The sequence below is a fragment of the Trinickia caryophylli genome, from assembly GCF_034424545.1.
GTDB classification, from domain to species: Bacteria; Pseudomonadota; Gammaproteobacteria; order Burkholderiales; family Burkholderiaceae; genus Trinickia; species Trinickia caryophylli.
Window position 1 is genome coordinate 2,405,332 of the sequence record NZ_CP139970.1, and the last position, 13,903, is coordinate 2,419,234.

The window sequence follows — 13,903 nt, forward strand, 5'->3', positions numbered from 1 at the left end:
GCGGGCGCTAACGCACGCAATCAGGCGAGACAGGCGTCGAGTCCGTCCGTAATCAGATCCTGCGGCAGGTCGATACCGATGAACACCATCTTGTTCGTCTTCTTTTCGGCCGGCAGCCATTTCGACGCCAAGTCGCTGCCCATCATCTGGTGCACGCCCTGGAATACCACCTTGCGGTCCACGCCCTTCATATACAGCACGCCCTTGTAGCGCAGCAGCCGCTCGCCGTAGATCTGCAGCACCCCCCCGAGAAAATCCTCGAGCTTGTTCGGATCGAACGGGCGGTCGTTGCGGTATACGAACGATTTGATGCGGTCGTCGTGATGCGCGTGGTGATGGTGATGATGCCCTTCGTGCTCGCAATGGCCGTGGTCATGGTCGCAGTGCTCGTGGTCATGGTCATGGTCATGAGCGTGACCGTGGTCGTGCTCCTCTTCCGCCAGGAAGTCCGGATCGAGCTCGAGCTTCGCATTCAGGTTGAAGCCGCGCAGATCGAAGATTTCCTTGATGTCGGCCTCTCCGAAGTTGACGACCTTGATCGTCGCCTTCGGATTCATATGCATCAGGCGATGGCGCAGATCCCCGAGCGTCGCTTCGTCAACGAGATCCGACTTCGTGATGAACAGCCGATCGGCGAAGCCGACCTGGCGCTGCACGACTTCATGTTCGTCGAGCTGCGCGTTCGCATGCTTCGCGTCGACAAGCGTGATGATTGCGTCGAGCAGGAATTCGTCCGCGATCTCGCTGTCGATGAAGAAAGTCTGCGCGACCGGGCCCGGATTCGCGAGGCCCGTCGTCTCGATCACCACGCGGTCGAATTGGATCTCGCCCGCGCGCTTACGGGCCGCGAGATCGCCGAGCGCGCGCGCCAGATCGCCGCGGATCGTACAACAGATGCAGCCGTTGCTCATCTGGACGATCTGCTCCGCCTGCTCCTGGACGAGGATTTCGTTGTCGATGTTCTCTTCGCCGAACTCGTTTTCGATCACGGCGATCTTCATGCCGTGCTTTTCGGTCAGGATGCGCTTGAGCAGCGTGGTTTTGCCGCTGCCGAGAAAGCCGGTCAGGATGGTTACGGGAATCATGTGAGGTTAGCCTGTCAATCGGATCGAGGTGAAATCGGGGTCGGACGGCGCACCGGAAAGGATAGGTCCGTTCGCCTGAATATTGAAGCATACCTGTCAAGGGCGCAGGCGCGCTGCCCGCGGCACGCCGCGCTGCACTGCCCCCTGGCTTCAGACGACTTGCAGCAGTAGCCCTTTCAGGTATTCCCCTTCGGGAAAGGCCGCGAGCAGGGGGTGGTCCATCCCCGCGCCCAGGCGCATCAGAATACGGGCATCGACGCGTGCATCGGCCGCGGCACCGGCCACGATCTTCTGGAAAAGATCCGCATCGATCGCGCCCGAGCACGAGTAGGTGAAGAGCAACCCGCCCGGGCGCAGCAGCCGGAATCCCGAGAGATTGATGTCCTTGTACGCGCGTGCGGCGCGCTCGACGTGCTCGCGCGCCGGCGCGAACTTCGGCGGGTCGAGCACGACGAGATCGAAGCGCTCGCCCTCGTCCGCGAGGCGCCGCAGCGTGCGAAAAGCATCGGCGTCGAGCCATTGCGCGCGGTCTGCGTCGAAACCGTTCGCCGCCACGTTCGCGCGCGCCAGCGCGAGCGCTTCGCCCGACGAGTCGATGGACACCACCCGTCGCGCACCGCCCTTGAGCGCGGCCAGCGAAAACCCGCCCGTGTAGCAAAAGCAGTTCAGCACGTCGCGTTCGGCGCTGTAGCGCTGAACGAGCGCCCGGTTGTCGCGCTGATCGACATAAAAACCTGTCTTGTGGCCGGCGCGCACGTCGACGTGATAACGCACGCCGTTTTCGCGCGTAATCAGCGTCTCGGCGGGCGCCTCGCCGGCAAGCACGCCTGTCGTCTGTTCGAGCCCTTCTTTTTCGCGGATCGACACGTCCGATCGCTCGTAGACGTTCGGGCAACCCGTCGCACCGACGAGTGCGGCGACGATCGCCTCCTTCCAGGCCTCGACGCCGGCTGCCATGAACTGGCAGACGAGCTGGCTGCGCGCCGCCGCGGCGTCTCCGGGCGCCGGTAAGGCGCCGGCTGCGGTGTCGGCGTCGGTGTCGGCCGCAGAGGGAGGCGGCACCGGGGCCGATCCACCGTCATCGGGCACGTAATAGTCGACGATCAGCCCGGGCAGACCGTCCGCTTCTCCGAAGATCAGCCGCACCGCGCCCGTATCGCGCACGAACGCGCGCCGGTGTGCGAGCGCCCGCTGCACGCGCCGCTTGAAGAACGCGTGGTCGATCGGCTCCGCTTCGTCGAAGCTCCAGACGCGCAGCCGGATTTGGGAGTGCGGGCTGTATGCGGCGCGCGCGAGAAAGCGCCCGTCGTGGGCACGTACGATGACTGTGGCACCGGGTGCGGGCTTGCCGTCCACGCGGTCGATCGCATTCGCGTAGACCCACGGATGACGGCGCTGCAGCAGTTTTTCTTTCGACGGTTTCAGTGTGACGGTATTCATAGCGTGTTCGGAACGTTTTGTGGGCACCGCGCGGGGGCTTCTGGACGCAGCCTGAAGACGCGCTCGGCGCTCGCTCGCGAGCGCGGCCCCCGGTCAGTCGCGTTTTTTCGCGCGCGGGTGCGCGGTGTCGTAGACCTGTGCCAGGTGCTGGAAGTCGAGCGACGTGTAGATCTGCGTGGCGGAGACGCTCGCGTGGCCGAGCAGTTCCTGCACGGCTCGCAGATCGCCGCTCGATTGCAGCAGATGCGTGGCGAACGAATGCCGCAGCACGTGCGGATGAACGTTCGCCGGAATTCCGGCTGCGAGCGCCGCGCGCTTGACGCGCTCGCGCACCACGCCCGGCGACATCCGGGCGCCGCGCACGGACAGGAAAAGCGGGTGCGCATCGAGCTTGACGAACGTTTCGCGCACGGCAAGCCAAGCCGTCAGCGCTTCCACGGCCTTGCGGCCGACTGGCACCGTGCGCTGCCTTTTGCCCTTGCCTAACACCGTCACTTCGGCCGCGCCCAGATCGAGCCAGCCGGCCGAGCGATAGCCGCCGCCCTCGGCGAACGCGACGTCGAGCCCAACCAGTTCGGCAAGCCGCAAGCCCGACGAATAGAAGAGTTCGAGGATCGCCTTGTCGCGCAGCGCCTCGGCGCTTTCGGGGTGGCCGCTTTCCATCAGCGCCGTCGTATCGTCGACCGACAGCGCCTTCGGCAGCCGCTTCGGCTGCTTCGGCGCGCGGACCGTCGAGACCGGGTTGGCCGGCAGTTCCACGCGCTCGGCGAGCCAGCGGTAAAACGCGCGCCAGGCCGAAAGCCGGTGCGCGATCGAACGCGCCGACAGCCCGCCCGCATGCGCGCGCGCCACGGCACCGCGCACGTCGGCGGCCGTGAGGCCTGCGAGCGGCCGCTCGCCCGCGAGCGCACCGAGTGCCTCGAGCTCGTGCGCATAGCTGCGCAGCGTATGGGCCGACAAGCGGCGGCCCTGCTCGAGACTCGACAGGTAGCTTGCGACGTGGTCTTGGTCGGAGGGCTGCACGAAAGCGGTCTCGGCTTTGGAGAGGGCGGCGGGCCTCAGGCGTGCGCCGGCATCAATGCGCGAGCAGCCGGCTCAGCGCCGCGCTGGCGAGCGTGCCGATCTGCATGAGGAAGTCCGTTGCCATGCCTTCGTGGAACCGCCGCGGATCGGGCGAGCCCATCACGAGCAGACCGAACGCGGCCGATCCCTCCGCCGCGAGCGGATCCCGCAGCGCAATGAGCGCGACCGACTGCACGCCGGCAGCTTCGTCGTCGCCGCCCGCGGCAGGCGCGGCATCGGTCTCGGCCGGTGCCGTGCCGGTGGCCGTGGCCGGTAGCGGTGCAGCGGCGAGCCACTGCGCCGCCTCGAAGCCGGTGTTCGCGCCGCAGTAGGGCGCCGTCAGGCTGTTCGCGAAGATCCGTACTTCCTCGCCGACCTGCCGTGCGAATTCGGCCTGCGAGTAGGTTTCGGCCACGTCCCACAGGCGCAGTGCCGCGTGCGGGACCTCGAACACGTCGGTGAGTCCTTGCGTGACCGTGCGCGGCAGCGCGTGCGCGTCGCGCTCGGCGATCACGCGTGCCGTCCAGCGGTTGAACTTGGCCGCGATGCTGTCGTTTTCATGGCCGTAGCGCAGGAGCTCGGCAAGGCGCCGCTCGAGCACCTTGTTTTTCTCGCGCAGCATTTCCATCTGACGCTCCTGCAGCGACACGGCTGCTTTGCCGTGCGGGTTCGCCAGCCTGACTGCGGCAAGCAGTTCGGCGTGCTGCGAGAAGAATTCGGGGTTGGCCAGCAGGAATTCGGCGACTTCGCGATCGTTCATGGTCTCGGCGTCAAAGTGCGGTCGGAAAACGGCATGGCGAGAACGGGCCCGACATCAGTCGGCAAGCTCGATCTCGCCTTCGAAAACGGTGACGGCCGGCCCGGCCATCGTGAGGGGTGCCGCTTCGTCGCGCGCACCGTCCCATGCGATCGTCAGCGTACCGCCATGCGTGCGGACGGTGACGGGAGAATCGAGGCGGCCGCGCCGGATGCCGGCCGCCACCGCCGCGCAGGCGCCGGTGCCGCAGGCGAGCGTCTCTCCCGCGCCGCGCTCGAATACGCGCAGCTTCACCTCGTGCCGCGATACGATCTGCATGAAGCCGGCGTTCACGCGCTGCGGAAAACGGGCGTGACGCTCGACGGCGGGCCCGACGCTGCCCACGTCGAACGCTTCGACGTCCTCGACGACCGTCACCGCATGCGGATTGCCCATCGAGACGACCGACACCCACTGCGTCTCGCCGGCCGCCTCGACGGGCCACAGCGTATCGGCGCCTTCGGCATGGCCCGCGAGGCCGCTCGCATCGAACGGCACGCGCGCGGGGTCGAAAACGGGGCGGCCCATGTCGACGACGACCTCCCCGTTGTCCTGCATCGACAGCGTGATGAGCCCGCCGTGCACTTGCACGCGCACGCTGCGTTTGTCGGTGAGCCGCGCGTCGCGCACGAACTTGAGGAAGCAGCGCGCCCCGTTGCCGCAGTGCTCGACCTCGCCGCCGTCGCAATTGAAGATCCGGTACTTGAAGTCGGCGCCTGCGACGTCCGGCCGCTCGACCAGCAGCAACTGATCGGCGCCGACGCCGAAATGGCGGTCGGCGAGCGCGCGGACCTGCTTGCTCGTGAGGGCGAGGGGGCGGGTGTAGCCGTCGAGCACGATGAAGTCGTTGCCCGCGCCTTGCATCTTGGTGAAGTGCAGTTTCATGATGGTCGCTATTGTAAGCGACGCGCGGTGCCGACGGCCCGCCCGGCCGCTGTCAGTAGAAGCCCGGCATGCCCGGGGGGCGCGTCTTGAAACGCTTGTGGACCCAGTAGTACTGCTCGGGCATGAGCGGAATCTGCTCTTCGAGGAAGGCGTTCATGCGGCGCGCGTCGAGGTCGTCGTCGCCGGTCGGATAGTTGTCCCAGGGGGCGAAGACCTTGAGCCGGTAGCCCTTGTAGTTCGGCAGCACTTCGCCGATGAACGGCACGACCTGCGCGCGGCCGACCTTGGCGAGCCGGCCGACGGCCGTGAGCGTGCAGGTGGGCACGCCGAAGAACGGCACGAACGTCGAATTGCGCATGCCGTAGTCCATGTCGGCACCGAGCATCACGGGTTTGCGTTCGCGCAGCCACCGCAGCACGATGCGCGCACTGTCGGCGCGGCTCGCCATGTCCGCGCCGAAGCGCGCGCGCGCCGCTTTCGCGACCGCTTCGAGCTCGGGATTCGACATCGGCTGATACAGCGAGCCGCAGCGGCGCCCGAGCGCGTGGTTGAGAAAGATCGAGCCGGCTTCGATGCCCACGAAGTGCAAGCCGAGAAAGAGCGTGGGCGGCAGATCGGGATCCGTCAGATCCACGGCGCTGTCGACCTGCACGAGCTTTTCGAGCTTGCGCTGCGAGCCGAACCACTGGACGCTGCGCTCGACGTAGCTGCGAATCGCGTGGCGAAAGTGCTGCTGCGCGATGTCTTCGCGCTTTTCGTCGCTCCATTCGGGGAAACAAAGCTTCAGATTCGTGTGGACGATGCGCCGGCGCCGGCTCGGGATCCGATAGAGCAGCCAGCCGAGCCCGTCGCCGAGTCGAGCGACGAGGCCGTACGGCAAAATCGCGAGAAACTTGAGCAACCCGATCGCGAGTTGGGTGCCGATGCGGCTCAGCATGCGGCTACCCTGGCGAGTGTTGCGGCGGCGTGCCGCGCGCAGTGGTCCGAGGACGGGACCAAACGTCCGATAAGAGCATGAAACACGGCCTATCTCTGTGTGTAGCGTCTGCGGAAAGCCGCTATAATACGACCTTCGCCGAGTTAATAGACAACTTGCGGGGCGAGGCCGCCGGTGCCAACAGCACCTTCGCGGTAGGTAAGTCCGCTAAAGCGTCGCCGCTTCACGCTGAGAAGCCGGCTACGTGAACCCAACCGTAACCAGGAGCTCCAGCGTGGCAAACGAATACCTCTTTACCTCCGAATCCGTTTCCGAAGGCCACCCGGACAAAGTCGCGGACCAGATCTCGGACGCGATTCTCGACGCTATCTTCAAGCAGGACAAGTACTCGCGCGTTGCCGCGGAAACGCTTTGCAACACGGGCCTCGTCGTGCTGGCCGGGGAGATCACGACCACGGCCAACGTCGATTACATTCAGATCGCGCGCGATACGATCAAGCGCATCGGCTACGACAACACCGACTACGGCATCGATTACCGCGGCTGCGCCGTGCTCGTCGCCTACGACAAGCAATCGCCCGACATTGCACAAGGCGTGGACCGCGCGCATGACGACAACCTCGATCAGGGCGCCGGCGATCAGGGCCTCATGTTCGGCTACGCCTGCGACGAAACGCCCGAGCTGATGCCGTTGCCGATCCACCTGTCGCACCGCCTCGTGGAACGCCAGGCGAATCTGCGCCGCGATGGGCGTCTGCCCTGGCTGCGCCCGGACGCCAAATCGCAGGTGACGGTGCGCTATGTGGACGGTAAGCCCCATTCGATCGACACCGTGGTGCTCTCCACGCAGCATGCACCCGATATCGAGTTGCCGATGCTGCGCGAGGCCGTGATCGAAGAGGTCATCAAGCCGACACTGCCGGCCGAACTCGTGAAGGGCGACATCAAGTTCCTCGTGAACCCCACGGGCCGTTTCGTGATCGGCGGGCCGCAGGGCGATTGCGGTCTTACCGGCCGCAAGATCATCGTCGATACCTATGGCGGCGCGGCGCCGCACGGCGGCGGTGCGTTCTCGGGCAAGGACCCTTCCAAGGTGGACCGCTCGGCCGCCTACGCGGGCCGCTACGTCGCGAAGAACATCGTGGCCGCGGGCCTCGCCTCGCGCTGTCTGATCCAGGTGTCCTACGCGATCGGCGTGGCACAGCCGACCTCGGTGATGGTCAACACGTTCGGCACGGGCCGCGTATCGGATGCGACGATCACGGAACTCGTGCGCGAGCATTTCGATCTGCGCCCGAAGGGCATCATTCAGATGCTCGACCTGCTGCGCCCGATCTACGAGAAGACGGCCGCGTACGGCCATTTCGGCCGCGAGGAGCCGGAATTCTCGTGGGAAGCCACCGACAAGGCACTGGCGCTCGCGCAGGCAGCCGGCACCGAAGCTGTCGCCGCCGTCGCCTGACGGCTTCGCTTACGCAAAACCCCGATGCGGTTGCTGTATCGGGGGAGCGAATCGATCGCACCCTGCACGCGGGTAACGCTGCAGGGTGTTTTTTCGTCTGCAGGGTGCTTTTTCGTCGCTTGAGCCGTGACGTGGAAACGCCACGGCGCGCCCTCAGCCGTCTTCGCCTACCTCGGCGGGATCGGGCAGATCTGGCAGTTCGGGCCGGTCCTGCTCGTGTTCGGGCTTGTCGGGCCTTTGGGGCCTGGGCGTGGACGTGGGGGTCTGGGGGCTGTCTTCGTCATCGCCGCCGGCGGCTCCAAGCGGGACGCGCGCCGCCAGTGTGCCGGGCGCAGTGAAATCGGTGAGCATGATGAGCTCCTCGCATATCGGGTCACACCGATTCGGCGCAACGCCTGTGCCCGTCCTCCTCGCCTGTCATTGCGCGGATCCGTGTTCGCCCGCGCCATGCGCCGAGCCCGCCTGCGTCACGGCCGCACCCGCAACCGTCTTGCAACTGTGCGCGAGCTTGGCGAGGGCGGAGCCCGGCGGCGGGCAGGTGAACTGCAACTGCGACACCAGCTCCGGCGTGATTTCGCCGAAACTCATGATCTGCCCGCCGTGCGCCGCGACGAACGCCTCGGCGTCGGCGCGCTTCGCGAACGAGGCGAAGGTCGGACCCATGCCGCCGGGCAGCGGTTGCCAGGCGACGTAAAAGGCCGTGCGCGCATCGGTGAAGCTCGCCGGCGATCCCCCCGGATTTTGCCAGTCGATGCGCGCCGTATCCTGTACGTAGACCGCGCCGAGCTGGGCGGCAAGGTCGGGCTGCACGGCATAAGCGAGCAGATCGCGAGTCGACTCGAACTTGAGCGGCTGCGGCGCATCGCCCGCATACGCTTCGGCCCGGGGCCCCGTGCTGCCCTTGACGTACATGCCGCACACGGCGCAGGTATCGGTATCCTTGATTTCGACCGGCGGACGATGGTCTTCGACCGTACGCGTACCGCAGGCGGCCATGACGAGTGCCGCGGCCAGCGCGGCAACGAGCGCGACCGGGCGGACGAGGCCGAAGCCGAAGCGCGCGGTATCGTCGCGGTTCGCGCAGGGGCGAATGAAGGCGTTGTCCAAGTTCAGATCTCCTGGCGGCGAAACACGGCGAGCGCGAGCGCGAACGGGCCCAGGGCCCAGGCGGACATCGCGGCGCCCAGCAACACCGGCGTGTAGGCATGAGCGGCCGTCATCGACATGAAGACGTCGTTGCCGGCCCCTTCGCCAAGCGTGAGCAGGTTGACGAGACGGAACACGTCGATCGGATTGGCCAGCAGCAGATACGGATAGACCGCCCGTTCGAGCGCGTTTCCGCCGCTGACCACGAGCAGCGCCAGCAGTGCGAGATCGAAGACGATCACGAGCGCGAACCAGGCCATGAGCGCGAGGCCCGCTGCCCGGGCTTTTTCCCGCGCGATGGCGCTGACGAGGCAGGCGACGCCGGCGAACGTGGCCCCGAGCATCGACGCGCTCGCGATGAAGACGGCGACGTGCCGCCATGCCTCGAGCGTGCGGGCGGCCGGCGTCATCGCTTGAATCAGCGCGACGGCCGCGCCGAAGCCGAGCGCCGCGGCCGTCGCGAGCATCGCGCTGTGCCCGAGAAACTTGCCGGCGATCAACTGCGCACGCGAGACCGGGTAGCTCAACAGCAGCATCAGCGTGCCGCTTTCACGTTCGCCCACGATCGTGTCGTAGGCGATGAGCAGCCCGATGAGCGGAATCACGAACGCGGCGAGCGTCGTCAGGCTCGCCACCGTCGCGTCGAACGATACGAAGCCGAAGCGGCCCGCCGCGGCCGCGCCGAAATAGGCGATGCCGAGCGCGAGCACGGCGAAGAGCACCGTGATGGCCAGGGTCCAGCGGCTGCGGAAATCGTCGCGGAATTCCTTGCGCGCGACGGCGAGAACGGCATTCATTGCGCGGGCCCTCCGAGAGCGGGATTGCGCGTGCCGATCGCGGCATAAAGGCGCGCGAGCGTCGCTTCGCGAACTTCGATATCGGCCAGATGCGGAACCTGCAGCAGCCGGCGCACCATTTCGAGCTTGGCGTGGCGCGGGACGTCGAATTCGACCGTATCGTTTCCCCGGCGCGGCGCCGCGTCGGCCAGTTCGCGCAGCCATGCGTCGATCCGGGCCGCATCGGTGCCGCCGACGAAGCGAGCCGTTATCGTCACCGGCAACCCCGCCTCCGCCTGCAGTTCGGCCATCGTGCCGTGGGCGACCAGTTGCCCACCGCCGAGAATGACGGCGCGATCGAGATGCGGCTCGAGCTCGGCCAGCACGTGCGAGGAGATGACGATCGTGCGGCCCTGTTGCCGCAAGCCATGCACGAGCGCGAAGAAATCGTCGGTCGCGGCCGGGTCGAGCCCGGACGTCGGCTCGTCGAGCAGCAGCAGCGACGGCTCGCCAAGCAATGCCTGCGCGAGCCCCAGGCGCTGACGCATGCCCTTCGAGTAGGTGCGCACGCGCCGGTCGGCCGCATCGGCAAGGCCGACGCGCGCGAGCAGGGCGGCCGCCTCGGTCTTCGGCGCGCGCTTGAGTTCGGCCAGATAGACGAGCGTTTCGCGGCCGGTGAGGTTGCCGTAGAAGGCGACGTTCTCGGGCAGGTAACCGAGCGCGAGGCGCAGCGAGCGCGCGTGTGCGCCGGCTGGCGCCGCGCCGAGCACATTGAGCATGCCCCGGCTCGGGCGGATCAAGCCGAGCATCAGCTTCATCAACGTCGATTTGCCCGCGCCGTTATGTCCGAGCAGGCCGACGACTTCGCCCGGGGCGACGCGCATATCGATGCCGGCGAGCGCCCAGGCGCTGCCGTATTGCTTGCCGAGGCCGGCAGCTTCAATCACGTGCTGCATGCTGTTCACCGATGCGGCCGGGTGGCCGCTTCATCAAGGGATGGGAGTCGCTCACGCTCGGCGGCGTGAAGACGGGGAATGCGCGCTGGACGTAGCGCAGCGTGAGGATCGCCGGGCTGCTCAAGAGCAGCCGCGCGTTCGGGTACTTCCAGAAGAGGATGTCGACGCCGTCGTTGGGCCGGAACGCCGCATCGCCGATGCCGTCGCCGTTCATGTCCCACCCCACGTAGTCGCTCCAGTAGTTGCCGCGGCCTTGCCACGACCACTCCTCGGCAATGTTCTGCACGTACTGCACCTGCACGCGGTTGTCGACGAACGCATTGCCGTACACGCGGTTGCCCTCGGAGCCTGCCGTGACGTGAATGCCGATCGGCGAGCGCACGATGTCGTTGCCGGCGATGCGGTTGTACTGCGAGTTGTAGACGAACATGCCTTTGCCGTCGCCGCCCGGCAGTGTACGGCCGGTTGCATCCTTCTCGCCGACCACGTCGACGATGGTATTGCCCTCGAAGCGGCTGCGCACGACGTAGTTCAGCAGCATGCCGTAGGTGACATCGCCGACCGACCGGTTTCCCGTGACCGTCAATCCCTCCGACTGCATCAGCGCGTATCCAGCGCGCGTGCGCTCGGTCACGTTGTCGGCGATCATGTTCTCGTGCGAGTACATGTAGTGAATGCCGTAGCGCAGATCGCGCATGCGGTTGCCGACGATGCGATTGCGCGGGCTTACATAGATGTAGATGCCGTCGCGCGTGCCAACGATCTCGTTGTCCCGCACCTCGACGCCGGTGTCGCTCCACAAGTGGATGCCGTCGCCGCGGTCCGGCGAACGCAACTGCGCGATGCCGCTGATCCGGTTGCCGATCACGCGCACATCGGCTGCGCCGTTCAGGTAGATGCCGAAGAGGATGTCCGACAGGACGTTGCGCTCGATCGTCACGCGCCGCGCCGCTTTCTCCACGAAAACACCGGCATTCATCGCGGTGAGATCGGTGCCGGAATGCGTGATGGCGAGATTGCGCACGGTCACGTCCGACGCCGCGATGCGGATCACGTCGCCGGTGCCCGAGCCGTCGAGTACCGCGCCGGGCGCGCCGGCGAGCGTGAGCGGCTTGTCGATGCGCAAGTGCGTGCGATGCACGCCGGGGGGGACTGTGACCACCGCGCCGGGCGCGGCGCGCGCCACCGCCTGTGCAAGCGCGTCGGTGGCGGCACCGGCCGACGCAGCCGGGGCGGATGGGGATGCGAAAACGGGCCCCGCCGCAAGCGCGAGCAACCCCGCAGCCAGTAGGCCTCGCCATGCGTCCGGCAAGGCCTTCCAGATGATCGATACGGTGCGGTGCTTCATGGTCTCACGCTCCCGCGCGAGTCCGGCGGGTGCCGCCCTCGCGCGGTTCGCCATTGGCCTACGCCTCCACCAGCATGCGGCCGCGCATTTCCATGTGCAGCGCATGGCAGAAGAACGTGCAGTAGTACCAGTAGACGCCGGGCTTATCCGCGACGAAGCTGACCGACGCGGTCTGCTGCGGGCTGATCTCCATGTTCACGCCGTGACCCGACACGCAAAAGCCGTGCGACAGATCCTGCACCTGATCGACGTTGGTGATCACGACCGTGACGCGGTCGCCCTTCTTCACGCGGAATTCCTCGAGACCGAACTTCGGTGCGGCGCTCGTCATGTAGACGCGCACGTTCTTGCCGCTGCGGATGACCTTCGAATCCTTCTCGAGCACGACGCCGTCCTTGCGCGCCATCGCCACCGTTTCGGCGAAGAACGGATCGTCGCGGCGGTACGTCGACTTGATCTTGCCCATCAGCACGCGACGGTGAATCAGCAAGGCGTCGTGCGGCTCGCAGTAGACGGGGCCGTCGGCCACGAGCTTCATCTGATCGCCGGAGATGTCGATGAGCTGATCGTTGTCGGGATGCAGCGGGCCCGTCGGCAGGAAGCGGTCTTTCGAGAACTTGTTCAGCGAGATGAGCCACTTGCCGTCAGCGTCGCGCGATTCGCCCATCGACGAGTGGTTGTGGCCCGGTTGATACGCCACGTCGAGCTTCTGGCGGATGTAGTTGACCTTCTCGCCCTTGTACGAGCGAATCGCTTCGTCGATGTTCCACTTGACGATCTGGCTGTCGATGAAGAGCGTCGTATAGGCGTAGCCGCGGCCGTCGAATGCCGTATGCAGCGGACCGAGGCCGAGTTCCGGCTCGGCGACCACCACATCGCGCGGGTTTTTCAGCTTGCCGGCGAAGTGGTCTTCCACGAGCTTCCAGCTGATGACCGTGACCGTCGGCGAAAGCTTGCCCGCTGCCATCAGGTACTTGCCGTCGGGCGAGGCGTTACAGCCGTGCGGGTTCTTCGCGACGGGAATGTAGAGCGTCAGGTCCGAGCCGTGGCGCCCGTCCACGACCGGCACCTTCGAGCCAGGATAGGTCTTGTACTTGCCCTTCTTCACCGCTTCTTCGATGCGCGCGATGTTGAATACGACCACCCAGTCGCGCTCGTCGCGCATCATCTCGCCCAGCGTGGCGCCGCCTTCGCTGTTGTAGCAGGTCGATGCCGAGAACTTGCCCGCGTAGTCGGCGTCGGTGTTGTCGAGATTGCCGTCGACGAGCACCTGCCACGCCACTTCCATCGTGTCGGCGTTGATCGCCGTATGCATCGTGGCGTATTTTTTCGGATCGTCGAGATCGCGCCCGTCGTTCGGATGCGGGATGCGGAATTCGCCGTTGCAAAAGACGTAGTTCGTGCGCGGCACGCGTTGGACGCGCAAGCCGTGCACCGCCTGCACGTTCGGGATCTCGATGATCTTGTCCGTGCGCATGATGTCGCAGCGAATGCGCGCGACGCGCGTATTGGCCTTGTCGTTCACGAAGATGTAGCGGCCATCGTAGTGGCCGTCCGTCATCGTCATGTGCGGGTGGTGGAGATCGCCGCCCGCGGGCGGGTTCTTGCCGAGCACGCGCTTGCTCTCGTTCGTGACACCCCAGCCGATCGTGAAGTCGGGGTTGAAAACGGGAATGCGGCACAGCTCGCGCATCGAGGGCAGGCCGAGCACGCGCACTTCGCCCGATTGGCCGCCGCTCCAGAAGCCGTAGTATTCGTCGAGCTGGCCCGGTGCGACATGGTCTTTCGGCATTTCGGCGGCGGGTGCCGCATGGGCGCTGCGGGCGAGCCCGAGGCCACCCGTCAGGCCGCCAATGCCGGCCACGCCCGCAAGTGCGCTTGTGCCGAGGAAGTTGCGGCGCGCGGCGTTGCGCGGCGCACTGGCGCCGGCTGCGGCCTTGCCTTCGTCCGGCGTGGTGGTCTCGTTGTCGTGCGGCTGATTGCTTCTCTTGTCACTCATTTGCTGTCCTC

13 protein-coding genes are annotated in these 13,903 nt (G+C 66.5%); 1 reads left to right on the plus strand and 12 read right to left on the minus strand.

Annotation, left to right across the window (positions count from 1 at the left end):
• Window positions 1-20: 20 nt before the first annotated feature.
• From U0034_RS10810 to U0034_RS10835, 6 genes are all read right to left on the minus strand, one after another.
• The gene (locus U0034_RS10810) at window positions 21-1,085 is read right to left on the minus strand and encodes a CobW family GTP-binding protein (protein ID WP_085228455.1); all 1,065 of its coding nucleotides are present in this window, start codon (window positions 1,083-1,085) and stop codon (window positions 21-23) included.
• A 150-nt stretch (window positions 1,086-1,235) separates the two neighbouring features.
• Window positions 1,236-2,525, minus strand: coding sequence for a class I SAM-dependent rRNA methyltransferase (locus U0034_RS10815; protein ID WP_085228456.1), 1,290 nt, complete (start codon window positions 2,523-2,525; stop codon window positions 1,236-1,238).
• Window positions 2,526-2,618: 93 nt separating this feature from the next.
• The gene (gene xerC / locus U0034_RS10820) at window positions 2,619-3,548 is read right to left on the minus strand and encodes a tyrosine recombinase XerC (RefSeq protein ID WP_085228457.1); all 930 of its coding nucleotides are present in this window, start codon (window positions 3,546-3,548) and stop codon (window positions 2,619-2,621) included.
• 52 nt (window positions 3,549-3,600) lie between these two features.
• Window positions 3,601-4,347 (minus strand): DUF484 family protein, encoded by a 747-nt coding sequence (locus tag U0034_RS10825; protein ID WP_085228458.1) that lies wholly within the window; start codon window positions 4,345-4,347, stop codon window positions 3,601-3,603.
• 54 nt (window positions 4,348-4,401) lie between these two features.
• Window positions 4,402-5,268: a diaminopimelate epimerase gene (gene dapF, locus U0034_RS10830; RefSeq protein WP_085228459.1), complete on the minus strand. Its 867-nt coding sequence runs from the start codon at window positions 5,266-5,268 to the stop codon at window positions 4,402-4,404.
• 52 nt (window positions 5,269-5,320) lie between these two features.
• Window positions 5,321-6,205 carry a lipid A biosynthesis lauroyl acyltransferase gene (locus tag U0034_RS10835; protein WP_085228460.1) on the minus strand — a complete coding sequence of 295 codons (885 nt, stop codon included), beginning with the start codon at window positions 6,203-6,205 and terminating at the stop codon, window positions 5,321-5,323.
• 274 nt (window positions 6,206-6,479) lie between these two features.
• On the opposite strand from U0034_RS10835, the gene metK reads away from it, so the two are divergent.
• Window positions 6,480-7,667 (plus strand): methionine adenosyltransferase, encoded by a 1,188-nt coding sequence (gene metK, locus U0034_RS10840; protein WP_085228461.1) that lies wholly within the window; start codon window positions 6,480-6,482, stop codon window positions 7,665-7,667.
• 153 nt (window positions 7,668-7,820) lie between these two features.
• On the opposite strand, the gene U0034_RS10845 is transcribed toward metK, so the two are convergent.
• The 6 genes from U0034_RS10845 to nosZ form a co-directional block, all read right to left on the minus strand.
• Window positions 7,821-8,018 (minus strand): hypothetical protein, encoded by a 198-nt coding sequence (locus U0034_RS10845; protein WP_085228462.1) that lies wholly within the window; start codon window positions 8,016-8,018, stop codon window positions 7,821-7,823.
• A gap of 66 nt (window positions 8,019-8,084) precedes the next feature.
• Window positions 8,085-8,774 carry a nitrous oxide reductase accessory protein NosL gene (locus U0034_RS10850; RefSeq protein WP_085228463.1) on the minus strand — a complete coding sequence of 230 codons (690 nt, stop codon included), beginning with the start codon at window positions 8,772-8,774 and terminating at the stop codon, window positions 8,085-8,087.
• Between the two features lie 2 nt (window positions 8,775-8,776).
• On the minus strand, window positions 8,777-9,610 hold the full coding sequence (locus tag U0034_RS10855; protein ID WP_085228464.1) for an ABC transporter permease: 834 nt from the start codon (window positions 9,608-9,610) through the stop codon (window positions 8,777-8,779).
• Entirely contained in the window at window positions 9,607-10,545 is a 939-nt protein-coding gene (locus tag U0034_RS10860; protein ID WP_085228465.1) for an ABC transporter ATP-binding protein, read from the minus strand. The genes U0034_RS10855 and U0034_RS10860 overlap by 4 nt, the downstream gene beginning before the upstream one ends.
• Window positions 10,529-11,893, minus strand: coding sequence for a nitrous oxide reductase family maturation protein NosD (locus U0034_RS10865; RefSeq protein WP_085228466.1), 1,365 nt, complete (start codon window positions 11,891-11,893; stop codon window positions 10,529-10,531). The genes U0034_RS10860 and U0034_RS10865 overlap by 17 nt, the downstream gene beginning before the upstream one ends.
• 58 nt (window positions 11,894-11,951) lie before the next feature.
• Complete coding sequence (nosZ, locus tag U0034_RS10870; protein ID WP_085228467.1) at window positions 11,952-13,892, minus strand: TAT-dependent nitrous-oxide reductase; 1,941 nt, start codon at window positions 13,890-13,892, stop codon at window positions 11,952-11,954.
• Window positions 13,893-13,903: the final 11 nt, after the last annotated feature.